The organism is Enterobacter cloacae complex sp. P1B, assembly GCF_014982345.1.
Classification (GTDB): domain Bacteria; phylum Pseudomonadota; class Gammaproteobacteria; order Enterobacterales; family Enterobacteriaceae; genus Enterobacter; species Enterobacter bugandensis.
Genome location: NZ_JADCLF010000006.1, coordinates 72750 through 97393, shown reverse-complemented (window position 1 = coordinate 97393; position 24644 = coordinate 72750). Strand labels below are relative to the sequence as shown.

Annotated in this window: 19 protein-coding genes; 15 read left to right on the top strand and 4 right to left on the bottom strand. The window is 56.2% G+C overall.

The genetic code is table 11. The features are described 5' to 3' along the window. Window positions 1–43: 43 nt before the first annotated feature. Complete coding sequence (queF, locus tag INF77_RS05135; protein ID WP_028014267.1) at window positions 44–886, bottom strand: NADPH-dependent 7-cyano-7-deazaguanine reductase QueF; 843 nt, start codon at window positions 884–886, stop codon at window positions 44–46. A 69-nt stretch (window positions 887–955) separates the two neighbouring features. Between queF and syd the strand changes: the two genes are divergently transcribed. From syd to INF77_RS05095, 8 genes are all read left to right on the top strand, one after another. Beyond that, the gene (gene syd / locus INF77_RS05130; protein ID WP_150144998.1) at window positions 956–1501 is read left to right on the top strand and encodes a SecY-interacting protein; all 546 of its coding nucleotides are present in this window, start codon (window positions 956–958) and stop codon (window positions 1499–1501) included. A gap of 630 nt (window positions 1502–2131) precedes the next feature. After that, entirely contained in the window at window positions 2132–2461 is a 330-nt protein-coding gene (locus INF77_RS05125; RefSeq protein WP_028014265.1) for a YqcC family protein, read from the top strand. After that, entirely contained in the window at window positions 2458–3234 is a 777-nt protein-coding gene (truC, locus tag INF77_RS05120) for a tRNA pseudouridine(65) synthase TruC (RefSeq protein WP_193532045.1), read from the top strand. Before INF77_RS05125 ends, truC begins: the two co-directional genes overlap by 4 nt. A 24-nt stretch (window positions 3235–3258) precedes the next feature. After that, complete coding sequence (locus INF77_RS05115; RefSeq protein ID WP_028014263.1) at window positions 3259–3708, top strand: flavodoxin; 450 nt, start codon at window positions 3259–3261, stop codon at window positions 3706–3708. A 292-nt stretch (window positions 3709–4000) separates the two neighbouring features. Beyond that, a complete protein-coding gene (gudP, locus tag INF77_RS05110; RefSeq protein WP_193532044.1) occupies window positions 4001–5356 on the top strand; it encodes a galactarate/glucarate/glycerate transporter GudP in 1356 nt (451 codons plus the stop codon). Continuing rightward, complete coding sequence (locus tag INF77_RS05105; protein ID WP_193532117.1) at window positions 5356–6696, top strand: enolase C-terminal domain-like protein; 1341 nt, start codon at window positions 5356–5358, stop codon at window positions 6694–6696. The genes gudP and INF77_RS05105 overlap by 1 nt, the downstream gene beginning before the upstream one ends. 15 nt (window positions 6697–6711) lie before the next feature. After that, complete coding sequence (gene gudD / locus INF77_RS05100; RefSeq protein ID WP_028014260.1) at window positions 6712–8049, top strand: glucarate dehydratase; 1338 nt, start codon at window positions 6712–6714, stop codon at window positions 8047–8049. 77 nt (window positions 8050–8126) lie between these two features. Then, window positions 8127–9266 carry a glycerate kinase gene (locus tag INF77_RS05095; RefSeq protein WP_192978903.1) on the top strand — a complete coding sequence of 380 codons (1140 nt, stop codon included), beginning with the start codon at window positions 8127–8129 and terminating at the stop codon, window positions 9264–9266. Between the two features lie 89 nt (window positions 9267–9355). Here INF77_RS05095 and barA read toward each other — a convergent pair whose 3' ends face one another. Continuing rightward, the gene (barA, locus tag INF77_RS05090) at window positions 9356–12115 is read right to left on the bottom strand and encodes a two-component sensor histidine kinase BarA (RefSeq protein WP_048998526.1); all 2760 of its coding nucleotides are present in this window, start codon (window positions 12113–12115) and stop codon (window positions 9356–9358) included. Between the two features lie 57 nt (window positions 12116–12172). Here barA and rlmD point away from each other — a divergent pair, with 57 nt between their 5' ends. The 5 genes from rlmD to eno all read left to right on the top strand — a co-directional run bounded on the left by rlmD (window position 12173) and on the right by eno (window position 19853). Then, a complete protein-coding gene (gene rlmD / locus INF77_RS05085; protein WP_193532043.1) occupies window positions 12173–13471 on the top strand; it encodes a 23S rRNA (uracil(1939)-C(5))-methyltransferase RlmD in 1299 nt (432 codons plus the stop codon). Window positions 13472–13522: 51 nt separating this feature from the next. After that, window positions 13523–15754: a GTP diphosphokinase gene (relA, locus tag INF77_RS05080; RefSeq protein ID WP_028014256.1), complete on the top strand. Its 2232-nt coding sequence runs from the start codon at window positions 13523–13525 to the stop codon at window positions 15752–15754. A 66-nt stretch (window positions 15755–15820) separates the two neighbouring features. Continuing rightward, entirely contained in the window at window positions 15821–16612 is a 792-nt protein-coding gene (gene mazG / locus INF77_RS05075; RefSeq protein WP_045261274.1) for a nucleoside triphosphate pyrophosphohydrolase, read from the top strand. Window positions 16613–16835: 223 nt separating this feature from the next. Next, window positions 16836–18473: a glutamine hydrolyzing CTP synthase gene (pyrG, locus tag INF77_RS05070; RefSeq protein ID WP_028014254.1), complete on the top strand. Its 1638-nt coding sequence runs from the start codon at window positions 16836–16838 to the stop codon at window positions 18471–18473. Window positions 18474–18554: 81 nt separating this feature from the next. After that, window positions 18555–19853, top strand: a complete 1299-nt coding sequence (gene eno, locus INF77_RS05065) for a phosphopyruvate hydratase (RefSeq protein ID WP_006811784.1) — start codon at window positions 18555–18557, stop codon at window positions 19851–19853. A 53-nt stretch (window positions 19854–19906) separates the two neighbouring features. On the opposite strand, the gene INF77_RS05060 is transcribed toward eno, so the two are convergent. Both INF77_RS05060 and INF77_RS05055 read right to left on the bottom strand, forming a co-directional pair. Beyond that, window positions 19907–21016, bottom strand: coding sequence for an SDR family oxidoreductase (locus INF77_RS05060; RefSeq protein ID WP_193532042.1), 1110 nt, complete (start codon window positions 21014–21016; stop codon window positions 19907–19909). Between the two features lie 357 nt (window positions 21017–21373). Beyond that, window positions 21374–22198 (bottom strand): MurR/RpiR family transcriptional regulator, encoded by an 825-nt coding sequence (locus tag INF77_RS05055; protein WP_028014252.1) that lies wholly within the window; start codon window positions 22196–22198, stop codon window positions 21374–21376. Between the two features lie 165 nt (window positions 22199–22363). On the opposite strand from INF77_RS05055, the gene INF77_RS05050 reads away from it, so the two are divergent. Continuing rightward, window positions 22364–23923, top strand: coding sequence for a maltose/glucose-specific PTS transporter subunit IIC (locus tag INF77_RS05050; protein ID WP_069732761.1), 1560 nt, complete (start codon window positions 22364–22366; stop codon window positions 23921–23923). Then, on the top strand, window positions 23923–24630 hold the full coding sequence (locus INF77_RS05045) for an N-acetylmannosamine-6-phosphate 2-epimerase (protein WP_069732762.1): 708 nt from the start codon (window positions 23923–23925) through the stop codon (window positions 24628–24630). Before INF77_RS05050 ends, INF77_RS05045 begins: the two co-directional genes overlap by 1 nt. Window positions 24631–24644: the final 14 nt, after the last annotated feature.

The following is a 24644-nucleotide window of genomic DNA, read 5'->3' as shown; positions in this document are numbered from 1 at the left end:
CACTTCGGCGGAATACCGCACGCATATTGTGAAAATATTTATATTATTGACGCACCAGCCGGCCCGTTGCTGGCACAAAATCGGTGTTGGTGCGCCACGGGTTAATGTCCAGCCCGCCACGGCGGGTATAGCGTGCATAAACGCTCAGTTTCTCCGGCTGGCAGAAACGCTGAATATCGTTAAAAATACGCTCCACGCACTGCTCGTGAAATTCGTTGTGATGGCGGAACGACACCAGATAGCGCAGCAGTTTCTCCCGGTCAATTTTCGGGCCGCGGTACTGGATCTGCACCGAACCCCAGTCCGGCTGGTGGGTAATCAAGCAGTTGGACTTCAGCAAATGGCTGACGAGCGTCTCTTCAACCACTTTTCCGCTCGCCGCGTTTTCGAGGTAATCGGCGCTGAATTCATAATTCTCCACCTCGATGTCCTGCTCGTCGATGCAGGTTCCGTGGAAGTGGGCGATGGGCTGTCCTTCCAGCTCGTGCAGGCGGTATAACGAGACGGACACGTTCCCCTGCGCGCAGGCGGCTAAATCCCGCTCCAGCGTTTGCTGAACCTCGTCCCAGCTGTTGAATCGGGTCTGGTTGAAGCTGTTGAGATAGAGCTTAAAGCTTTTGGACTCGACCAGATTCACGCTGGCATAGTCCAGCTCAACGTGGCCCACGGCCACCTGTGGCAGACCGCGCGCGTTAAGCCAGGAGAGTTCGTACAGCGTCCAGATATCGCCGCCGACAAACGGCAATGCGTCCGCATGCAGTCCAAGAGGATCGCGGTTCAGGCTGCGCGGCACGCCCTGCAGCAGGCTTGCATCGTAGGTATCGCGGTAATCGGTCGATTTACCCAGCGTTAGGCCGGTTAACGCCTGATGATTTTCGTAAGACATGTTTCATAGCCACTTTACAGGTACACTTATGGGCAGAGTTTATCCTGTCTTACAAGAAGAGAGAAATCGGTGGACATCGAAACTGCAAATGCCCTTACTACCTTCACAACCCGCTATTGCAACGCGTGGCATGAAAAGCACGGAACATGGCCGCAAAGCGCTGATTTATATGGCGTGCCGTCGCCGTGCATTATCTCTTCGCAGGATGACTATGTTATCTGGCAGCCGAAGCCCAATACCGCTGAGCAAAATGTAAATGCGGTTGAACGGGCTATGGACCTTGTGGTACAACCAGCGGTTCACGCGTTTTATGCCACGCAGTTTGCAGGGGATATGCCCGCGCGCTTGGGTGATTTGACGCTGACGCTGTTGCAGACCTGGAGCGAAGACGATCTGCAGCGTGTTCAGGAAAACCTGATTGGTCATCTGGTCACGCAAAAACGCCTTAAGCTTTCTCCGACGCTCTTTATTGCCACGCTGGACAGCGAACTGGATGTGATATCCGTCTGCAACCTGTCCGGGGAAGTGATTAAAGAGACCATCGGTACCCGCAATCGCGAAACGCTCGCCCCCTCTCTTGCGGATTTCCTTACCCGGCTTGAGCCACTTCTGTAATCCATGATGCTACGACGCGTGTGAGAGATCTCTTACAAGGTTTGTGAGAGATCGCTGGATCATTCAGTATTGCCTTATTTAATTCAGATTAATATCACTCTGTTTTTCAAAGAATTAGTTGTTCATCGCATCTTTTTTAGGGATTTCTTACGGCTTACAGTGCTGCAAGGGTGGGTTGTAAGACGAAGCGGAATAGCGGATTCTATCTCCGTCGACAGGACGCCGACACGAGAAACGAACATCAGGATGATGGCGTTTCTTACTCAGGACACGTCAGGATGGCGCTGCAGGAAGGCTTCAGGATGAAGCAAAAGGATAACGCAGGACGCGTAAGGGACACCTCCAGGAAGGAGAACGAGAACCGAACAGGATGGTCGGTGGGTCAGGAAGGCCAGGACGTTTCAGGATGAAACAAACACGTCAGGAAGATGTGTGCAGGATGCAAAAGGTATAAGGATGACCAGGCCTTCGGGCATCAGGAAAAGTTGTCACGGAAGAGCAGGGAGCACGAATTGTAGCTGGAATGCTGCGAAACGAACCGGGAGCACTGTTTTTACAGTGCTCCCTTTTTTATTTCTGTCTTCCGCAATGCTATGCTGCGCGCCGTTCACTTTTTCAGTTGAGGTTACTATGACGCAACACGATAGCGTTCGTGCTCAGTTGCACGCCATCGAAGCCCTTTTGCGCCAGCATCAGCTGTGGCAGGAGACCGCGCCGAATCCGGAAGCGTTTGCCAGTACCCAGCCATTCTGCCTGGATACGCTGGCACCGTTCGAGTGGCTCCAGTGGGTATTAATTCCGCGCATGCACGCGCTGCTGGAAGGCGGCCACCCTTTGCCGCAGGCGTTCGCCGTTTCTCCCTACTATGAAATGGCGCTTGAGGCGACGCACCCTGCGCGCGATGTGATGCTGGTTGAGCTGGAAAAACTGGACGCCCTGTTTGCCGGTGAAGAGGCATGACGCTGGAAATCCTCTATCAGGACGAGTGGCTGGTGGCGGTGAATAAACCGTCTGGCTGGCTGGTGCACCGCAGCTGGCTGGATCGCGATGAGAAAGTGGTGGTGATGCAAACCGTGCGCGACCAGATTGGTCAGCATGTGTTTACCGCGCACCGCCTCGACAGACCGACTTCCGGCGTGCTGCTGATGGGGCTTTCCAGCGAGGCGGGCCACCTGCTGGCGCAGCAGTTCGAACAGCACCAGATCCAGAAGCGCTACCACGCGATCGTTCGTGGCTGGCTGACCGAATCCGCCACGCTGGACTATCCGCTGGTGGAGGAGCTGGACAAAATCGCCGATAAATTTGCCCGCGATGACAAAGGCCCGCAGCCCGCGGTGACGGATTATCGCGGCATGGCGACAACGGAAATGCCGGTAGCAACCAGCAAATTCCCCACCACACGCTACAGCCTGGTTGAGCTTTTGCCCAAAACCGGACGCAAGCACCAGCTTCGCCGTCATCTTGCGCACCTGCGCCACCCGATTATTGGCGACAGCAAGCACGGCGATCTGCGCCAGAACCGCAGCGCGGCAGAGCATTTTGGCTGTAACAGACTGATGCTTCACGCCAGCGAGCTTAGCCTGACTCACCCGTTTACCGGTGAAGCACTGATTATTCGTGCCGGGCTGGACGACGTCTGGATGCAGGCGTTGTCACAGTTTGGCTGGCGGGGACAACTCCCCGAAAATGAAAGGGTTGAGTTTGTATCAGGCAACGTTCAGGATGAACGGTAAGCGCAATAATTACGGGAGCAAAGCATGGCTGAAGTAGGCATTTTTGTCGGCACGATGTATGGCAACTCGCTGCTGGTAGCGGAAGAGGCTGAGGCGATTTTGACAAGCCAGGGCCATAAAGCCACGGTCTATGAAGACCCGGAACTGGCGGACTGGGAAAAGTATAAAGATAAATACATTCTGGTAGTGACCTCCACCACCGGTCAGGGCGATCTCCCGGACAGTATCGTGCCGCTTTTCCAGGGCATTAAAGATCGGCTTGGCTACCAGCCGGACGTTCACTACGGCATTATTGCCCTCGGCGATAGCTCTTACGCCAACTTCTGCGGCGGCGGCAAGCAGTTCGATGCGCTTCTTCAGGAACAGAGCGCCCAGCGCGTCGGCGAGATGCTGTTGATTGATGCCGGTGAGCATCCTGAACCCGAAAGCGAGTCGAACCCGTGGGTTGAACACTGGGCAACGCTTCTTAAATAGTTTCGTAGGCCGGGTAAGGCGTAGCCGCCACCCGGCAACAAAGCCGCATCAAATCCTCAATTCCGTGAAGTATCTTCCACTGCTTTGGGCTTATGCCTCAAACCACGTTCCCCACACTCCTCAATGTTGTGTTTCTGCACGGTGAGCGAACCTGTCACTCCTTCATATACTTTTCCGGTCACAATAAAACGGCTTCACGCCGTACTAAAACGACAAAACTTATCTCATTCTGATTACCCTACCGGTGCTGTACAGAATGAACAGGCGAAAGCTATGTTTCAGGAGTGCAACAATGAGTACATTAAGCCACGCAGCGAGCAGCGCTGAAAAGCGCACTAACGCCCGCTACTGGATAGTGGTGATGCTGTTTATCGTCACGTCCTTTAACTATGGTGACCGCGCCACGCTGTCGATTGCCGGCTCGGAGATGGCAAAAGACATCGGCCTTGATCCGGTGGGCATGGGTTACGTTTTCTCTGCATTCTCGTGGGCCTACGTCATCGGCCAAATTCCTGGCGGCTGGCTGCTGGACCGTTTTGGCTCTAAACGCGTCTATTTCTGGTCCATCTTTATTTGGTCTGCTTTTACCCTTTTGCAAGGTTTCGTCGATATCTTCAGCGGCTTTGGCATTATCGTGGCGCTCTTTACGCTGCGCTTTCTGGTAGGCCTGGCGGAAGCCCCTTCCTTCCCGGGCAACAGCCGCATTGTCGCGGCCTGGTTTCCTGCGCAGGAGAGGGGAACAGCGGTGGCAATTTTTAACTCCGCCCAGTATTTCGCAACGGTGATCTTTGCACCCATTATGGGCTGGCTGACGCATGAGGTGGGCTGGTCGCACGTCTTCTTCTTTATGGGCGGGCTTGGGATCGTCATCAGCTTTATCTGGCTGAAAGTGATCCACGAACCGAATCAGCACCCTGGCGTGAACAAGAAGGAGCTGGAATACATTGCTGAGGGCGGGGCGCTGATCAATATGGATCAGAAATCTGACAAAGCAAAAGTCCCCTTCAGCCAGAAATGGGCGCAGATCAAGCAGCTCGTCGGCTCGCGCATGATGATCGGTATCTATCTCGGCCAGTACTGTATCAACGCTTTAACCTACTTCTTTATCACTTGGTTCCCGGTTTATCTGGTGCAGGCGCGCGGCATGTCGATCCTCAAAGCGGGGTTTGTTGCCTCGGTCCCGGCAATCTGCGGCTTCATCGGCGGCGTGCTTGGCGGGGTCATTTCCGACTGGCTGATGCGCCGCACGGGTTCGCTGAACATCGCGCGTAAAACGCCGATTGTGCTCGGCATGCTGCTTTCCATGACCATGGTGTTCTGTAACTACGTCAGTGCCGAGTGGATGATTATCGGCTTTATGGCGATGGCCTTCTTCGGCAAAGGGATTGGCGCGCTGGGCTGGGCGGTGATGGCGGATACGGCACCGAAAGAGATCAGCGGCCTGAGCGGCGGTCTGTTCAATATGTTCGGCAACGTTTCCGGGATTGTTACACCTATCGCTATCGGCTACATCGTCGGCACCACGGGGTCTTTCAACGGCGCGCTGATCTACGTTGGTGTGCATGCCCTGGTGGCGGTGCTGAGTTACCTGGTGCTGGTGGGCGATATTAAACGCGTCGAACTTAAACCTGTCGTGGAGCACGGATGATGACAACACAATCAAGCCCTGTCGTCACGGAAATGAAAGTTATCCCGGTGGCCGGTCAGGACAGCATGCTGCTCAATATTGGCGGCGCGCATAACGCATGGTTTACCCGCAATATCGTGGTGCTCACCGATAGTGCAGGCAATACCGGGGTAGGGGAAGCCCCCGGCGGGGAAGTGATCTACCAGACCCTGGTAGAGGCTATTCCACAGGTCGTGGGTCAGGAAATGGCTCGTCTGAACAAGGTGGTTCAGCGGGTGCATAAGGGCAATCAGTCGGCGGACTTTGATACCTTCGGCAAGGGCGCGTGGACGTTTGAACTGCGCGTCAATGCGGTCGCCGCCCTGGAAGCGGCGCTGCTGGATTTACTCGGTAAAGCCCTTAACGTTCCGGTCTGTGAACTGCTGGGGCCAGGCAAACAGCGCGATGCGGTCACCGTGCTGGGCTATCTGTTCTACGTTGGTGATCGCAATAAAACCGATCTCCCCTATCTGGCTCGCTCACCGGGCGACCACGACTGGTATCAGCTGCGCCATCAGGAAGCGCTCTCCGGCGAGGCGGTGGTCCGGCTGGCTGAAGCTGCGCAGGATCGCTACGGCTTTAAGGATTTCAAGCTGAAAGGCGGCGTGCTGCCCGGCGAGCAGGAGATTGAAACGGCCCGGGCGCTGAAAAAACGCTTCCCGGAGGCGCGCATCACCGTTGACCCGAACGGCGCCTGGCTGCTGGATGAGGCGATTAGGCTGTGTAAAGGTCTCGGGGACGTGCTGACCTACGCGGAAGACCCGTGCGGCGCCGAGCAGGGCTTCTCAGGCCGCGAGGTGATGGCCGAATTCCGCCGCGCAACCGGGCTGCCGGTTGCGACCAATATGATCGCCACCAACTGGCGCGAAATGGGCCACGCGGTGATGCTAAACGCCGTCGACATTCCGCTGGCAGACCCGCACTTCTGGACGCTCTCCGGCGCGGTGCGCGTGGCGCAGCTGTGCGATGACTGGGGCCTGACCTGGGGCTGCCACTCCAACAACCATTTCGATATCTCGCTGGCAATGTTTACCCACGTTGGCGCGGCGGCGCCGGGTAACCCGACCGCCATCGACACCCACTGGATTTGGCAGGAAGGCGAAGCTCGCCTGACGAAAAATCCGCTGGAGATCAAAAAAGGTAAAATTGCCGTACCCGATGCGCCGGGGCTGGGCGTGGAGCTTGACTGGGATCAGGTTCATAAAGCCCATGAGGCGTATAAAAAGCTACCGGGCGGCGCGCGTAACGACGCGGGCCCGATGCAGTACCTTATCCCCGGCTGGACATTTGACCGTAAGCGCCCTGTTTTTGGACGTCACTGATAAAAGGATTACACGATGAGTACTTTTACGACCCCTGTCGTCACCTCCATGCAAATCATTCCGGTCGCAGGTCATGACAGCATGCTGATGAACCTGAGCGGGGCGCATGCGCCGTTCTTCACGCGCAATATTGTCATTATCAAAGACAATGCCGGCCATACCGGCGTGGGTGAAATTCCGGGCGGGGAGAAGATCCGCAAAACGCTGGAGGATGCCATTCCGCTGGTGGTGGGCAAAACGCTGGGTGAGTACAAAAATGTCCTCAACACCGTGCGCAACACCTTTGCCGATCGCGATGCCGGCGGCCGCGGTCTGCAAACCTTCGATTTGCGTACCACTATCCACGTGGTGACCGGCATTGAAGCCGCGATGCTGGATCTGCTGGGCCAGCACCTGGGCGTTAACGTCGCGTCGCTGCTGGGCGAGGGCCAGCAGCGCAGTGAAGTGGAGATGCTCGGCTATCTGTTCTTTGTCGGCGACCGCAAGCTGACGCCGCTGCCGTATCAGAGCCAGCCAGATGACCAATGCGACTGGTACCGCGTTCGTCACGAAGAAGCGATGACCCCGGATGCGGTGGTGCGGCTGGCAGAAGCCGCGTACGAAAAATATGGCTTCAATGATTTCAAACTGAAAGGCGGCGTGCTGGCGGGGGAAGAGGAGGCGGAAGCCATTACCGCGCTGGCAAAACGTTTCCCGCAGGCGCGCGTGACGCTGGATCCGAACGGCGCGTGGTCGCTTGATGAAGCGATCGATATTGGCAAGCAGCTGAAAGGCGTGCTGGCGTACGCGGAAGATCCGTGCGGGGCTGAGCAAGGCTTTTCGGGCCGCGAAGTCATGGCGGAATTCCGTCGCGCTACGGGGCTACCGACCGCGACCAATATGATCGCCACCGACTGGCGTCAGATGGGGCACACGCTCTCTCTGCAATCGGTGGATATCCCGCTGGCGGACCCGCACTTCTGGACAATGCAGGGCTCGGTGCGCGTGGCGCAGATGTGCCACGAGTTTGGCCTGACCTGGGGCTCGCACTCCAACAACCATTTTGACGTGTCGCTGGCGATGTTTACCCACGTCGCCGCCGCCGCGCCGGGCACCATTACCGCTATCGACACGCACTGGATCTGGCAGGAGGGTAACCAGCGCCTCACCAAAGAGCCGTTTGAGATCAAAGGTGGCATGGTGCAGGTGCCGTCCACGCCGGGGTTGGGCGTTGAACTGGATATGGATCAGGTAATGAAAGCACACGAGCTGTATCAAAAACACGGTCTGGGCGCGCGCGACGACGCGATGGCGATGCAGTACCTGATCCCTGACTGGACATTCGACAATAAACGTCCGTGCATGGTACGATAAACGCATTGGGACCGCTCCCATGAGCGGTTTCCTACGTGGTGTATGCTTAACGTAACGACTATGCGTAAGGATGGCTTATGAAAATTGTTATCGCACCGGACTCGTATAAGGAAAGTTTGAGTGCGCTTGAGGTTGCGACAGCGATCGAGCGCGGTTTTCGCGAGATTTTCCCTGAGGCGGAGTACGTCAAACTGCCGGTCGCTGATGGCGGTGAAGGCACGGTTGAGGCGATGATCGCGGCAACCCGGGGACGCATTGTGCACGTTCCGGTGACCGGTCCGCTGGGCGAGCGCGTGGATGGGTTTTTTGGGATATCCGGTGACGAGCAGAGCGCCTTTATTGAAATGGCGGCGGCAAGCGGTCTGGAACTGGTAGCCCCTTCACTGCGTGACCCTCTGAAAACGACCTCCTGGGGCACGGGGGAACTTATCCGCCACGCGCTGGATGCGGGCGTTAAGCATATCATCATCGGTATCGGTGGCAGCGCCACCAATGACGGCGGCGCCGGGATGGTGCAGGCGCTGGGGGCGAAGCTGCTGGACGACAATGAACAGCCGCTGGGGCAGGGTGGGGGCGAGCTGGATAAGCTTGCGCGGATCGACCTGAGCGGCCTCGACCAGCGTCTGGCGGAGTGCCGGATAGAAGTCGCCTGCGATGTGACGAATCCGCTCACCGGTAAGGATGGCGCGTCAGCGGTATTTGGCCCGCAAAAGGGCGCCACACCCGAGATGATCGTCACCCTGGACAACGCGCTTGCGCACTATGCGAGAGTCATTGCCCGGGATCTGGACATTGATGTGCTCAACCTTGCTGGCGGCGGTGCGGCGGGTGGCATGGGCGCGGCGCTGTACGCTTTTTGTGGTGCACAGCTGCGCCAGGGCATTGAGATTGTGACCGATGCGCTACACCTGGCCGACCAGGTGGCCGATGCGGATCTGGTGATCACCGGGGAAGGCCGCATCGACAGTCAGACGATCCACGGCAAAGTGCCGGTAGGGGTGGCGAAAGTGGCGAAACGCTTTAATAAGCCCGTTATCGGCATTGCAGGTAGCCTGACGGCGGATGTTGGCGTGGTACACGATCACGGCTTAGACGCGGTGTTTAGCGTGATCTACACCATCTGCTCGCTGGAGGACGCGCTGGAAAATGCCAGCGCGAATGTACAGATGGCCGCAAGGAATATCGCGGCGGTGCTGAAAGTAGGGCAGGCATTTTAACTGTGATTGCCGGGTGGAGGCTTCGCCTTACCCGGCCTACGTTAGCGCACCTGTAGGCCCGGTAAGCGTAGCGCTACCGGGCTTTTACCTCAGCTACCCAACACCTTCATCGCTTCCCGCGTCACGTTATCCATCTCATCCAGCAGTTCCAGGAACTCCGGTTCAAGCTCCGATTCCGGCGTACCCGCGCGCAGCTGCTGCTCCAGCAGCTGGCAGAGGTTTTTCAGCCGCGGCACGCCGCTGTAGCCGCAGCTGCCATGCAGCTTGTGGATCGCTTCCAGCAGCTCTTCCGGGTTCTCGCCCACCAGCTGTTCTTCAACCTTATTACGGATCTCCGGCAGAAACGCGACCAGCATTTGCAGCATCTCGCGTGCTAAATCGGGTTTCCCTGCCGCCTGGCGCAGCGCCAGCTGCCAGTCAAAGGTCGCATTTTGATTAACGCTAACCTCAACCGGCTCGCTGAAAACCGTATATGTTCCGCCAATGTGCCCCGGCTTATAGCGTAACAGCAGGTTATGAAGCTTCTCTTCGTCGATAGGTTTCGCCAGGTAATCATTCATCCCGGCGCTCAACAGCTTCTCTTTCTGACCGGCCATCGCATGCGCTGTGACCGCAATCACCGGGGTTTGCTGCTGATGCGGGAGCTGGTGGATCAGCTCGCAGGCACGAATGCCATCCATACCCGGCATCTGAATATCCATCAGAATTAAATCGAACTGCATCTGTTTAGCCAGTTCAACCGCCTGGGCGCCGCTGGTACACAGCTCAACATGCTGAACCTGGTCTTCCAGCAATACGCCGATTAGCTTCAGGTTTGCCGGATTATCATCCACCGCCATCACGCTCATGGGCAGTTTTTGCTCGTCGTTAATCAACGGCAGTGCGTGCTGGCTAAGACGGCAATACTCCGTAAGGGCGGGCAGCAGGCGGGTCGCGGTGAGTGGTTTAAGCAGGCACGCGGCCGCCCCGTCGTTTTTCAACTCTTCCGCATTAAGCTGGGCGTGGCAGGGCAGCGCCAGCAGCAGATAGTCGGTCATCGACGCGGCTTTCGCCAGCCGCTCCTGCTGCATGGTCAGCTCGCCGGTGAAGGTCACCGGGATCCCCATCAGCAGAATGTCGTAATGATCAACGGCCAGGGCTGAGAAGGTTGGACTGTAAACCACCTCCAGCGGCGTGGTGCTTAAGATATCCAGCGCGCACTGCGCCGCTGCCGCGTTAGGCTCGACGTAGGCCAGGCGCTTACCTTTCAGACAGTCCGTCACCGGGCCGTCGGTCAGCACGTTCGGATTGAGGTCGAGGTTAATATGGAACCAGAAGGTTGAGCCGCGGTTTGGCTGGCTGTGGAAAGAGATATCGCCGCCCATCTCGTTTACCAGCCTCTGCGTGATCACCAGCCCCAGACCGGTGCCGCCATGACGGCGGGAGATGCTGGCGTCCGCCTGACGGAACGCCTGGAACAGACGCGACTGATCCCGCTCCGGAATGCCGATACCGGTATCGCGGATTTGAACCTCAATCTGCACCTTGTTATTACTGATGGCGCGTTTTTCTACCAGGATGTCGATGTTGCCGCTTTCGGTGAATTTAATCGCATTTCCGACAAGATTGGTAATGACCTGCTGCAGGCGCAGCGGATCGCCAATAACGTTGTCCGGCACGTCGTTTTTAATATTGAGCGTTAGCTCAAGGCCCTTGTCGTGCGACGAGTGCGCGAGCAGAGTCACTACTTCATCGAGCGTACTGCGCAGCGGGAACGGGATGCTCTCCAGAATCAGTTTGCCGGCCTCCAGCTTGGAGAAGTCCAGCACGTCGTTAATGATCGCCAGCAGGTTATTGGCCGAACGTTCAATGGTGTGCAGGTGATCGCGCTGAGTAGGATTCAGCTCGCTTTTCAGGGTCAGGCGGGTAAAGCCGATCACGCCATTGAGCGGCGTACGCAGCTCGTGCGACATATTGGCCAGAAACTCAGACTTAATACGCGCCGCTTCCTGAGCGCGCTTTTTCGCCAGATCCAGCTCAACGTTCTGGATCTCCATCTGCTCCAGCGTTTCGCGCAGGTCAGAGGTGGCCTGGTCAACGTTATGCTGCATCTCTTCGTGATAGGCCGCAAGCGACATCGCCATCGAGTTAATGCCGTTTTTCAGCATATCCAGCTCGCCCAACATAAACCCTTCCACGCGGCTGTCGAGCTGTCCCCGGCGGATGCGGTCAACGGTATTAACCATGTTGCGGATGGGGCCCGTGACGTCGCGCATCAGACGCCAGCCGAAGATCAGCGCAATACCAATGCAGAACAGCATCATCACGCCGGAGATAAAAATTTCTTTGTACTGCTGCAGCCGTACCGACTTGAGATCCAGCTCAAGCGCTACATATCCCAACATGTTATTGCTGGATTTGGCATCGGATTGCGCAGACTCATCGGGTGAATAGCTTTCCGACACGATCGGCGTGCGCAGGATCATGATATCGCCGCGCCGCAGTACGGTGAGGTGGCGCGGGAATGGCGTTCCGTCCGGGATTTTCAGGGCCGCCGGATCGAGATGAAAGTTTGAGGTGACAAACAGGCGGTTATGTTCGTCGTAGACGGAAATGGCGCGGACGATATCCGAGTGGCGGCGGTGGAGCACGCTGATTAACTGCCCAATGGATTCACGGTTTTGCAGGTTCATCCCGTACTCGCTTGAGACGGCGAGCGGTTCGATAATGCTGGCGCCCGCGTCCTCCAGCTGTCGCTGCAAATCGTTATAGCGGTGCACCACAAAGAAGATACTCAGCAGCAAACCGATGAGAACGGTGGGGGCGAGGATCAAAATCATCATGCGCGCGCGCAGGCTGTAGTTGGTCATGGCGTTCCGTTATGGGACAATTAAGATAATTATGTTTATGTGAGAAAAATCTCGGCGATGGCGCAATTCTACTCTGCAAAGCGACGCGTGACGACGCGTCAAATCATTACTGTTGAAGCCACGGACCTTGATCCGTTTGGTCAGGGAGTGGCTCGTCACAACGGTAAGACTCTGTTTATAACAGGTTTGCTGCCAGGAGAACGAGCAGAAATTACGCTGACGGAAGACAAGCGTCAGTACGCGCGCGGACAGGTGAAGCGTCGCCTCAACGCGAGCCCGGAGCGCGTGGAGCCCCGCTGTCCACATTTTGGCGTGTGCGGAGGCTGCCAGCAACAGCATGCGAGCACAGAATTACAGCAAAAAAGTAAAAGCCGCGCGCTGGCGCGCCTTCTTAAACACGAAGTTAACGAGATTATCGCCGATGAGCCCTGGGGCTATCGCCGCCGCGCGCGCCTGAGCCTGAGCTATCAGCCCAAAACGGAGCGGCTGGAGATGGGTTTTCGCAAAGCGGCCTCCAGCGATATTGTTGACGTGAAGCGGTGCCCCATTTTGGTGCCCCATCTTGAGGCGTTACTTCCGGACGTGCACCGCTGTCTTGCATCGCTCGACGGGGTGCGTTCATTGGGCCACGTTGAACTGGTGCTGGCGAACAACGGCCCGCTGATGGTGCTGCGCCACACCGTGCCGCTGTCGAAAAAAGATCGCGAAAAACTGGAACGCTTTTCGCATTCTCATGAGCTTGCGCTTTTCCTCGCGCCTCAAAGCGAGATACTTCAACAGGTATCGGGCGAAGCTCCCTGGTATGCGTCAGACGGGCTACGCTTAACGTTCAGTCCGCGTGATTTTATCCAGGTCAACGACGGCATAAACCAGCAAATGGTGGCGAAGGCCCTGGAATGGCTTGACGTACAGCCCACTGACCGTGTGCTCGATCTGTTCTGCGGCATGGGTAACTTTACCCTGCCGCTGGCGCGCAGAGCGGCAAGCGTGGTCGGGGTGGAAGGTGTTGAGGCGCTGGTGGTCAAAGGCCAGGAAAACGCAGAGCAGAACGGCTTGCAAAATGTGACATTCTTTCATCAAAATCTTGAGGAAGATGTCACTCAACAGCCGTGGGCAAAGCAGGGTTTCGACAAAATCCTGCTCGACCCGGCGCGTGCAGGTGCCCCAGGCGTCATGGCGCATATTATTAAACTCGCGCCCAGGCGTGTGGTCTATGTTTCCTGTAACCCGGCAACGCTTGCCCGTGACAGTGAGGCGTTAAACAGCGCGGGTTACCAGATTCGGCGTCTGGCAATGCTGGACATGTTCCCGCACACTGGACATCTGGAATCGATGGCGTTGTTCGAGCACATCTAATTTGTTTGGCTTGTCGACTTCGACAGGCCCTGGTCCCTAAAGGAGAGGACAATGGTTGCGGTAAGAAGTGCACATCTCAATAAAGCTGGGGAGTTTGACCCACAAAAATGGATCGCAAGTCTGGGAATTTCCAGCCAGCAGTCGTGTGAACGCTTAACCGAAACCTGGGCCTACTGTCTGCGCACCACGCAGGGACACCCGGATGCCGATCTGCTCTTATGGCGCGGCGTGGAGATGGTTGAAATCTTGTCCATGCTGAACATGGACATCGAAACGCTGCAGGCCGCGCTGCTGTTCCCCCTCGCGGATGCGGATGTGGTCAGCGAGGATGTGCTGCGCGACAGCGTCGGCAAATCCGTCGTTGCGCTGATCCACGGCGTGCGCGATATGGCGGCCATTCGCCAGCTAAAAGCCGCGCATACCGATTCCGTCTCCTCTGAGCAGGTTGATAACGTCCGCCGGATGCTGCTGGCCATGGTGGATGATTTTCGCTGCGTGGTCATCAAGCTGGCCGAGCGTATTGCCCATCTGCGTGAAGTGAAAGATGCGCCGGAAGACGAGCGCGTGCTGGCCGCCAAAGAGTGTACGAACATCTATGCGCCGCTGGCGAACCGCTTAGGTATTGGTCAGCTGAAATGGGAGCTGGAAGATTACTGCTTCCGCTATCTGCATCCGGCAGAATACAAGCGCATTGCCAAACTCCTGCATGAGCGCCGTATCGATCGTGAGCACTACATCGACGAGTTTGTCAGCGGGCTGCGCCAGGCCATGAAAGAAGAGAATGTGCGTGCCGAAGTTTACGGTCGGCCTAAGCACATCTACAGCATCTGGCGCAAAATGCAGAAGAAACACCTCGCCTTTGACGAGCTGTTTGACGTGCGCGCCGTGCGTATCGTGGCGGAGCGTCTGCAGGACTGCTACGCCGCGCTGGGGATAGTACATACTCACTTCCGCCACCTGCCGGATGAATTTGACGACTATGTCGCGAACCCAAAACCGAACGGCTACCAGTCCATTCATACCGTGGTGCTTGGCCCCGGCGGCAAAACGGTCGAGATTCAAATCCGCACCAAACAGATGCACGAAGACGCCGAGCTGGGCGTAGCCGCGCACTGGAAGTACAAAGAGGGCACTTCTGGTGGGGCACGCTCCGGCCACGAAGACCGCATCGCCTGGCTGCGCAAGCTGATTGCGTGGCAGGAGGAGATGGCCGACTCCGGCGAAATGCTCGACGAGGTGCGCAGTCAGGTCTTTGATGACCGCGTCTACGTCTTTACCCCGAAAGGGGACGTTGTCGACCTGCCGGCTGGCTCCACGCCGCTCGATTTTGCCTACCACATCCACAGCGACGTGGGGCACCGCTGCATCGGGGCGAAGATCGGCGGACGTATCGTGCCGTTTACCTATCAGCTGCAGATGGGCGACCAGATTGAAATCATTACCCAGAAGCAGCCAAACCCGAGCCGCGACTGGCTTAACCCGAACCTCGGTTACGTCACTACCAGCCGCGGACGCTCCAAAATTCACGCCTGGTTCCGCAAGCAGGATCGTGACAAAAACATTCTTGCCGGTCGCCAGATCCTTGACGACGAGCTGGAGCATATCGGGATCAGCCTGAAAGAAGCAGAGAAATTCCTGCTGCCGCGCTACAACTTCAACGAGCTGGACGAGCTGCTGGCGGCGATTGGCGGCGGTGATATCCGTCTGAATCAGATGGTCAACTTCCTGCAGGCCCAGTTCAACAAGCCTAGCGCGGAAGAGCAGGACGCGGCGGCGCTGAAGCAGCTGCAGCAGAAAACCTATGCCCCGCAGCAGCGCAGCAAAGACAACGGCCGCGTGGTGGTCGAGGGCGTGGGTAACCTGATGCACCATATTGCCCGCTGCTGCCAGCCGATTCCGGGGGACGATATCGTCGGCTTTATCACCCAGGGGCGCGGGATCTCGATCCACCGCTCCGACTGCGACCAGCTTGCCGAGCTGCAGTCCCATGCGCCGGAGCGTATCGTGGAAGCGGTCTGGGGGGAGAGCTACTCCGCCGGTTACTCGCTGGTGGTGCGTGTCACTGCCAACGATCGCAGCGGGCTGCTGCGCGACATCACCACCATTCTCGCCAACGAGAAGGTCAACGTGCTGGGCGTCGCCAGCCGCAGCGATACCCGCGAGCAGCTTGCCACCATCGATATGACCATCGAAATCTACAACCTGCAGGTGCTCGGCCGCGTGCTGGGCAAACTGAACCAGGTGCCGGATGTGATTGACGCGCGTCGTCTGCACGGCGGCTAAACATCCTCTTCCGTAGGCCGGGTAAGGCAACGCCGCCACCCGGCATTTTTTCATCAGGACAGAACTATGACTCAAATCGACCGCCTGCTCGGCATCATGAAACGCCTGCGCGACCCGGAAAACGGCTGCCCGTGGGACAAGGAGCAGACTTTCGCGACCATCGCACCCTATACCCTCGAAGAGACCTATGAGGTGCTGGACGCCATTTCACGCGAGGATTTCGATGACCTGCGCGGTGAGCTCGGCGACCTGCTGTTCCAGGTAGTGTTCTACGCCCAGATGGCGCAGGAGGAAGGGCGCTTTAACTTTGACGATATCTGTGCCGCTATCAGCGACAAGCTGGAGCGCCGCCATCCGCATATCTTTGGCGATGCCACCGCAGGAAACAGCGCAGAGGTGCTGGCCCGCTGGGAGCAGATTAAAAGCGCCGAGCGCGCTGAAAAGTCCCAACACTCTGCGCTGGACGACATCCCGCTGAGCCTGCCCGCGCTGATGCGCGCCCACAAAATTCAAAAGCGCTGCTCGGCGGTAGGATTTGACTGGGATTCCCTGGGACCCGTGCTGGATAAAGTGCATGAAGAGATCGACGAAGTGATGCACGAAGCGCAGCAGGCGGTGGTCGATGAAGCAAAGCTGGAGGAAGAGATGGGCGACCTGCTGTTCGCCACCGTTAATCTTTCTCGCCATCTAGGGGTAAAAGCGGAAACCGCGCTGCAAAAAGCCAACCTGAAATTCGAACGACGCTTTCGTGAAGTCGAGCGGATTGTGGCCTCGCGCGGCCTGGAAATGACCGGAATTGACCTCGACGCGATGGAAGAAGTCTGGCAGGAAGTAAAACGCCAGGAATCTGATCTCTAACGGAATTTTGCGATCAAGCGCAATTTGTGTGATTTTTTAAATGACAAGCGCTTGATTTGCGTCAAAAACATTTACCCAAAAGGGGCTATTTTCTCACTCCTTATGTTTGTCATGGCCTGGAATGGAGACGGAGAATGAAAGTTTGTGGCGCTCGCCGTGTTCGGGTATACTACTTTCCCGTCCTGGTTATTCCATCGTTTCACCCTAACTTCTCAGGTTCAGCATGACAACGAACTATATTTTTGTGACCGGCGGGGTCGTATCCTCTCTGGGTAAAGGCATTGCCGCAGCCTCCCTCGCAGCCATTCTTGAAGCCCGTGGCCTCAATGTGACCATGATGAAACTGGATCCGTATATCAACGTCGATCCTGGCACCATGAGCCCAACCCAACACGGGGAAGTGTTCGTTACTGAAGACGGCGCTGAAACCGATCTGGATCTTGGCCACTACGAGCGTTTCATTCGTACCAAAATGACCCGTCGTAACAACTTTACGACTGGCCGCATCTACTCTGACGTTCTGCGTAAAGAGCGCCGCGGTGACTACCTGGGCGCGACCGTGCAGGTTATCCCACACATCACTAACGCCATCAAAGAGCGTGTTCTTGCCGGTGGCGAAGGGCATGACGTTGTGCTGGTTGAAATCGGCGGTACCGTGGGTGATATCGAATCCCTGCCGTTCCTCGAAGCGATTCGTCAGCTGGCGGTAGACATTGGTCGTGAACACGCGCTGTTCATGCACCTGACGCTGGTGCCTTACATGGCGGCGGCAGGTGAAGTGAAAACCAAACCGACTCAGCACTCCGTTAAAGAACTGCTCTCCATCGGTATTCAGCCTGACATCCTGGTTTGCCGTTCCGATCGTGCCATTCCAGCGAACGAACGTGCGAAAATTGCATTGTTCTGTAACGTGCCTGAAAAAGCCGTTATTTCAATGAAAGATGTCGATTCCATTTATAAAATCCCGGGCCTGTTGAAATCACAGGGTCTGGACGATTATATTTGTAAACGATTCAGCTTGAACTGTCCGGAAGCTAACCTGTCTGAATGGGAACAGGTTATTTATGAAGAAGCGAACCCGGCAGGCGAAGTGACTATCGGTATGGTCGGCAAGTACATCGAACTGCCGGACGCCTATAAGTCCGTTATCGAAGCGCTGAAGCACGGTGGTCTGAAGAACCGCGTCTCCGTGAACATCAAGCTGATTGATTCGCAGGATGTTGAAACACGTGGCGTTGAAATTCTGAAAGATCTGGATGCTATCCTCATCCCTGGCGGCTTCGGCTACCGTGGTGTTGAAGGCAAGATCGCCACTGCACGCTATGCGCGTGAAAACAATATTCCATACCTCGGCATCTGCCTGGGTATGCAGGTTGCGCTGATCGAATTTGCGCGCAACGTAGCGGGAATGGAAAACGCGAACTCTACGGAATTTGTGCCAGACTGTAAGTACCCTGTCGTGGCGCTGATTACGGAATGGCGCGACGAAGACGGTAACGTCGAAGTCCGTACCGAGAAGAGCGATCTGGGTGGCACTATGCGTCTTGGCGCGCAGGCCTGCCAGCTGTCCGACGATAGCGTGGTTCGCAAGCTGTACGGCGAGCCGGTCATCACCGAGCGCCATCGTCACCGCTATGAAGTCAACAATATGTTGTTGAAACAAATTGAAGCCGCGGGCCTGCGTGTTGCGGGTCGCTCCGGGGACGATCAGTTAGTCGAGATCATCGAGGTGCCAAACCATCCGTGGTTTGTTGCCTGCCAGTTCCACCCGGAATTTACTTCAACGCCGCGTGATGGACATCCGCTGTTTGCAGGCTTCGTGAAAGCCGCCAGCGAGTACCAGAAGCGTCAGGCGAAGTAAAAAAGTTAGAACGGCAACGCGTACCAACGGTACGCGTTGTTTGTCTGGAGTTTTAGTTTAACTTGTACTGAGGAAAATCTAATGTCCAAAATCGTTAAAGTCATCGGTCGTGAAATCATCGACTCCCGTGGTAACCCGACCGTTGAAGCCGAAGTTCATCTGGAAGGTGGTTTCGTCGGTATGGCAGCTGCTCCATCAGGTGCTTCTACGGGTTCCCGTGAAGCGCTGGAACTGCGTGATGGCGACAAATCCCGTTTCATGGGCAAAGGCGTACTGAAAGCGGTTGGCGCTGTTAACGGTCCTATTGCTCAGGCTATCGTTGGCAAAGATGCCAAAGATCAGGCTGGCATCGACAAGATCATGATCGATCTGGACGGTACTGAAAACAAATCTAACTTCGGTGCGAACGCAATCCTGGCCGTTTCCCTGGCGAACGCCAAAGCAGCAGCCGCTGCTAAAGGTATGCCACTGTTCGAGCACATCGCTGAACTGAACGGCACCCCAGGCAAATACTCTATGCCTGTACCAATGATGAACATCATCAACGGTGGTGAGCACGCAGACAACAACGTTGATATTCAGGAATTCATGATTCAGCCAGTTGGCGCGAAAACCCTGAAAGAAGCGGTTCGTATGGGTTCTGAAGTGTTCCACAACCTGGCTAAAGTTCTGAAAGCTAAAGGTATGAACACTGCTGTTGGTGACGAAGGTGGCTACGCGCCAAACCTGGGTTCTAACGCAGAAGCACTGGCTGTTATCGCTGAAGCGGTTAAAGCAGCAGGCTACGAGCTGGGCAAAGACATCACCCTGGCGATGGACTGTGCAGCATCTGAATTCTACAAAGACGGTAAATACGTTCTGGCTGGCGAAGGCAACAAAGCGTTCACCTCCGAAGAGTTCACTCACTTCCTGGAAGACCTGACCAAACAGTACCCAATCGTTTCTATCGAAGACGGTCTGGACGAGTCTGACTGGGATGGTTTTGCATACCAGACCAAAGTACTGGGCGACAAAATCCAGCTGGTTGGTGACGATCTGTTCGTAACCAACACCAAGATCCTGAAAGAAGGCATCGAGAAAGGCATCGTTAACTCCATCCTGATCAAATTCAACCAGATCGGTTCTCTGACCGAAACGCTGGCTGCGATCAAAATGGCGAAAGACGCTGGCTACACCGCTGTTATCTCTCACCGTTCTGGCGAAACTGAAGACGCGACCATTGCTGACCTGGCTGTTGGTACCGCTGCTGGCCAGATCAAAACCGGTTCTATGAGCCGTTCTGACCGTGTTGCTAAATACAACCAGCTGATTCGTATCGAAGAAGCGCTGGGTGAAAAAGCACCTTACAACGGTCGTAAAGAGATCAAAGGCCAGGCATAATTGCTTAAGCCTTAACATGAAAATGCCAGTCGAATGACTGGCATTTTTTTTGGTTATTTAAAATCGACCGCCATCTGCTCGGGAATGGTTAGTCCCCGGGTGGTTTGCACGCAGCGGGCGATATAATCCGTAAAACGAGGTGGCTTCGGCATCCCCATGCTGAGCAGCTTATCGTTGCTGAAGCGCACGTTCAGCGTGGCAAAGGCACCGTATAAGCGCATCGCTCTCAGCATCAGACGTTCGTTGCACGGACCAAAAATGGTTTTCAGTTCACGGCGCATTTTGACCAGCGTTTCGTAGCTGACCTGCGCGTACTTATCGCCAACGGGCGCTTTCTCCAGCGCCTGCGCCATTGCCCGATCGATATCCGCAAAGCGAACGCTGTTCTCTTCCCCGGCAGAAATGTGTACCACTTCCCCCGGACGCGCGTTGCTGCTCAGCAGCATTAACATTGCGTCGGCGCAATAATCTACCGGGACAACGTCGATCCGGTCTTCCATCGAGCACATGAACTTCTGCAGCATCAGGCCCATGCTGAAGACCCAAAAGATACTGCTCGACGGCGTGCAGCCGTGGCGGGTATGGCCGACGACGATGGACGGACGGGCGATGAGCAGCGGCAGGTTAGGACATTCCTGGCGCATCAGCTTTTCGATGGTTGACTTCGAATACGTATATTCCACCAGGTGCTCAGCGTTTTCTCTGAATTCCGCACTTTCGGCGACCAGCGAATCCTGCTCCGGCGTGCATGACATTGCGGTGCCTACATGCAGGAAACGCTGCAGCCCTGCGACCTGCTCCATGCGGCGCGCCAGCGCTAGCGTACCCTCTACGTTCACCTTCCAGATCAGCGGGTTATTGCCAAAAGACGCAACTGCCGCGCAGTTAACGACATGCGTAACCTGGTCCAGACGGGGATCGTTCAGAAAGGCTTCCGGCTGGCTGAGGTCGCCGATGAGGATATTATCCACGCTCAGGGAGGCCAGTTTCTCCTCTGAAATTTTGAACTTACGCATGTTCTCCTGCACGCGCGCCAGCCCGCTTTGCGGATCGCCGGCACGGGCAAGCAAAAGGAGTTTTACAGATTGATCGCTGGTCAGGATTTTTTCAAGTACTGCACCGCCCAGAAACCCGGTCACGCCTGTAATTAATAACATCTTCATTATTACCGTCTCATTATGATTGATGAGGCGGATTGTAGGCGCGCAAAAGTAAACGGCGTTTAAATAATAAAACGCCGGGACCGACAGCGTCTTAAGCTTATTTTAAGGAAAGGAAATCAGGTGAAAATATTGGACATTGCAGAAGGCGGAAAAATTCAATTTATTCATGTTTTTATTTTAACTTAATGATTTTAATCTGTTTTTGTCTCTTGGGTAGCGCGATGGAAATAATTCAAACTGTAATAAACAAAATAATTTGTTACACCAAACATTTATCATATAAATGAATTGAGCCCTGCTTAAGTAAAATTGAGCAAAATAAAACGCAGGCTATTTTATTTAGCCTGCGAAGGGTTTTCAGAGCAGAAGAGGAAGCGTGGCGCTGGCCGTTTGCTGGCTGACGTCAGCGTAATGACCATCCAGCGCAATCATGGATGTCGTAAGTAATTCGACCAGCAGCATCACCCCAACTTTGGCATTGAGCGCGCCCGCGCTAAGAGGGCCTTCTGGCTTGGCGGCCACCAGCAGCATATCGCTAAGAGACGCCAGCGGGCTGCGGGGCGTGTTGCTGAGCGCCAGAACCTTCACCCCGCGCTTGCGGGCAAGTTTCACCACGTGAAGTAAATCTCGCGTTGAACCGGAGCTGGAGATCGCCACCACCAGCGTCTCTGCCGAAAGCGTGGTCGCATTCATGGCTGCGCGGTGCATATCGCTAAACAGCTGTGCGGATTTACCCAGCCTTAATAACTTGTAATGCAGATACTCCCCGAGGATTGCGCTGGCCGCGACGCCATAAATCTGCACGGACTGCGCCTGATGCAGCGCCAGTGCGGCTTTTTCAAGCAGCGCGCGGTCGAGGAGTCTCGCGGTATCCTGCAGAGCCTGCACCGATTCATCCACCACGCTGTCAATCTCATCCCCCGCCTGACGCGCGGGCTGACCCTGCTGAATATCCAGCGCCAGCGCCATTTTGAATTCGTTATACCCCTTGCACCCCAGCGTCCGGCAAAGACGCGTCACGCTGGCCTCGCTGGTGTGGCTCTCTCGCGCCAGTTCGGTGATGGTCAGGTAGAGCACCCGGGCAGGGTCGCTGAGGACAAACTCACCGAGTTTTTGTTGCGTTGGGCTGTACCCGGAAGCCTCCTGGCGGAGCTTCAGCAGCAGGTTTTCATGGTCCGACATGCCACGTCCTTAATGTGTTTCACTGCGACTAGTGTGGCGGAAAGCGGGGGAAAGATGCCAGTCATTTTAAAAAAGTATGATCGGCCTCCTGGTTTGTGATGATAATTTTCACTATAAAATATTTATATGGTAAAAATTTTCATCTTTTAATGGGGGGATGAAAAAATGATGCAAATATTCAGTGGCGCTTCGTCGGGTGGATGGTTTGAAAAAGCGCAGCGCTTTGGCAAATCCTTTATGTTGCCTATCGCCGTATTGCCCGCGGCGGGTCTGCTGCTCGGTATCGGCGGGGCGTTATCGAACCCTAATACGCTGGCGGCCTATCCGTTTTTAGATGTGGGCTGGCTGCAGGCCATTTTCACCATCATGAGCAGTGCGGGTTCGATTGTGTTTGCGAACCTCTCGGTGCTGTTTGCGGTTGGGGTGGCCGTCGGGCTGGCAAAAAACGATAAGGGCACGGCGGGGCTGGCAGCGCTACTCGCGTTTCTGGTGATGAACGCCACCATCAACGCGCTGCTGATCCTCACCGGCAAACTGGCGCACGAGAACCCGGGCGCTGTAGGGCAGGGCATGACGCTGGGTATTCAGACGCTGGAAACCGGGGTGTTTGGCGGCGTGGTGATTGGTCTCGTGACCTGCGCGCTGCATCATCGGTTTAACAAGATCGCGCTTCCGCAGTTCCTGGGCTTTTTTGGCGGCTCGCGCTTTGTCCCGATTATCAGCTCGCTGGCGGCGATACTCGTTGGCGCGATCATGACCGTGGTCTGGCCGCATTTCCAGAAGCTTATTTTTGGTCTGGGCGGGCTGGTGGATGCCACCGGTTATCTTGGCACGCTGCTGTACGGCTTTATTTTGCGCATGCTTGGCCCGTTTGGTCTGCATCACATCTTCTATCTGCCGTTCTGGACCACCGCGCTCGGCGGCAGCGAGATCGTCAACGGCCACCTGGTTGAGGGCACGCAGCGGATCTTCTTCGCTCAGCTCGCCGACCCGAACACGCAGCATTTCTATGAAGGCACGTCACGCTTCATGTCCGGGCGCTTTATCACGATGATGTTTGGCCTGCTCGGTGCCTGCCTGGCGATGTATCATACGGCGAAACCGGAGAACAAAAAGCGCGTTGCCGGGCTGCTGCTCTCCGCGGCGTTAACCTCATTCCTGACGGGAATTACCGAGCCCATCGAGTTCTCCTTCCTGTTCATTGCCCCGGTGCTCTACGTCATTCACGCGCTGTTTGACGGGCTGGCGTTTATGCTCGCGCACATGCTGCACATCACCATCGGGCAGACCTTCTCCGGCGGTTTTATTGACTTCGTGCTGTTTGGCATTTTGCAGGGGGAGGCCAAAACCAACTGGATGTTCGTTCCGCTGGTCGGCGTGCCGTGGTTCTTCCTCTACTACTTCACTTTCCGCTACCTGATTAACCGCTTTGATTTCGCCACGCCGGGCCGTGAAAAGGAGGCGATGGTTGATGACGTCAGCCTGCCGCAAAGCGAGCGCGCTGCGGCGGTGATCGCCGGGTTGGGCGGAAAAGACAATCTGGAAGAGGTGGACTGCTGCGCCACGCGCCTTCGCGTGACGGTCAAAGACGGCAGCAAAGTGAATGACGCGGCGCTGAAAGCCACCGGCGCGCGAGGCGTTATCGTGCGCGGTAACGGTGTACAGGTCATTTATGGCCCGCACGTCACAATTATCAAAAACGAAGTGGAAGAGATCTTATCGTAATGAAAAATGTACTGGATAACCTGAAGGGAAAACTGGTCGTCTCCTGTCAGGCGCTGGAAAACGAACCGCTGCACAGCCCGTTTATCATGTCGCGAATGGCGCTGGCGGCGGCACAGGGTGGAGCCTTCGCCATTCGCGCCAACAGCGTGGTGGATATCGAGGCCATTAAACAGCAGGTGTCTTTACCGGTTATCGGCATCATCAAACGGGACTATCCAGGGAGCGAAGTATTTATCACCGCTACGATGAAAGAGGTGGATGAGCTCATGGCCGTCTCTCCGGAAATCATTGCCCTTGATGCGACGGCGCGGGAACGTCCTGACGGTGAATCCCTGGAAACACTGGTCACGGCCATCCGCTCACGTTACCCCTCGGTACTGCTGATGGCAGATATTTCCACCGTAGACGAAGCCGTGACGGCGCAGACGCTTGGCTTTGACTGCGTTGGCACCACGCTGTACGGCTATACGGCGGAAACGGCAGGCCATACGCTTCCGGAGAATGACTGTGCGTTCCTGAAAGCGGTGCTGGCGGCCGTGACGGTCCCCGTGGTTGCCGAAGGCAACGTGGATACGCCCGAGCGCGCGGCCCGGTGTCTGGCGCTGGGCGCGCATACGGTCGTTGTCGGCGGGGCGATCACCCGCCCACAGCAAATTACCGCGCGCTTTATGGCGGCGATAAGCGCGCAAAGCACCGATGGAGCATGACCATCCGACGGGGA

Bases quoted from the DNA above. Each gene is read 5' to 3' on its own strand.
- INF77_RS05115 (WP_028014263.1), top strand. From the start codon at position 3,259: ATGGCTGAAGTAGGCATTTTTGTCGGCACGATGTATGGCAACTCGCTG.
- rlmD (WP_193532043.1), top strand. From the start codon at position 12,173: ATGGCGCAATTCTACTCTGCAAAGCGACGCGTGACGACGCGTCAAATC.
- gudP (WP_193532044.1), top strand. From the start codon at position 4,001: ATGAGTACATTAAGCCACGCAGCGAGCAGCGCTGAAAAGCGCACTAAC.
- eno (WP_006811784.1), top strand. From the start codon at position 18,555: ATGTCCAAAATCGTTAAAGTCATCGGTCGTGAAATCATCGACTCCCGT.
- INF77_RS05060 (WP_193532042.1), bottom strand. From the start codon at position 21,016: ATGAAGATGTTATTAATTACAGGCGTGACCGGGTTTCTGGGCGGTGCA.
- mazG (WP_045261274.1), top strand. From the start codon at position 15,821: ATGACTCAAATCGACCGCCTGCTCGGCATCATGAAACGCCTGCGCGAC.
- relA (WP_028014256.1), top strand. From the start codon at position 13,523: ATGGTTGCGGTAAGAAGTGCACATCTCAATAAAGCTGGGGAGTTTGAC.
- INF77_RS05050 (WP_069732761.1), top strand. From the start codon at position 22,364: ATGATGCAAATATTCAGTGGCGCTTCGTCGGGTGGATGGTTTGAAAAA.
- barA (WP_048998526.1), bottom strand. From the start codon at position 12,115: ATGACCAACTACAGCCTGCGCGCGCGCATGATGATTTTGATCCTCGCC.
- INF77_RS05055 (WP_028014252.1), bottom strand. From the start codon at position 22,198: ATGTCGGACCATGAAAACCTGCTGCTGAAGCTCCGCCAGGAGGCTTCC.
- INF77_RS05125 (WP_028014265.1), top strand. From the start codon at position 2,132: ATGACGCAACACGATAGCGTTCGTGCTCAGTTGCACGCCATCGAAGCC.
- INF77_RS05095 (WP_192978903.1), top strand. From the start codon at position 8,127: ATGAAAATTGTTATCGCACCGGACTCGTATAAGGAAAGTTTGAGTGCG.
- truC (WP_193532045.1), top strand. From the start codon at position 2,458: ATGACGCTGGAAATCCTCTATCAGGACGAGTGGCTGGTGGCGGTGAAT.
- pyrG (WP_028014254.1), top strand. From the start codon at position 16,836: ATGACAACGAACTATATTTTTGTGACCGGCGGGGTCGTATCCTCTCTG.
- gudD (WP_028014260.1), top strand. From the start codon at position 6,712: ATGAGTACTTTTACGACCCCTGTCGTCACCTCCATGCAAATCATTCCG.
- INF77_RS05105 (WP_193532117.1), top strand. From the start codon at position 5,356: ATGACAACACAATCAAGCCCTGTCGTCACGGAAATGAAAGTTATCCCG.
- INF77_RS05045 (WP_069732762.1), top strand. From the start codon at position 23,923: ATGAAAAATGTACTGGATAACCTGAAGGGAAAACTGGTCGTCTCCTGT.
- queF (WP_028014267.1), bottom strand. From the start codon at position 886: ATGTCTTACGAAAATCATCAGGCGTTAACCGGCCTAACGCTGGGTAAA.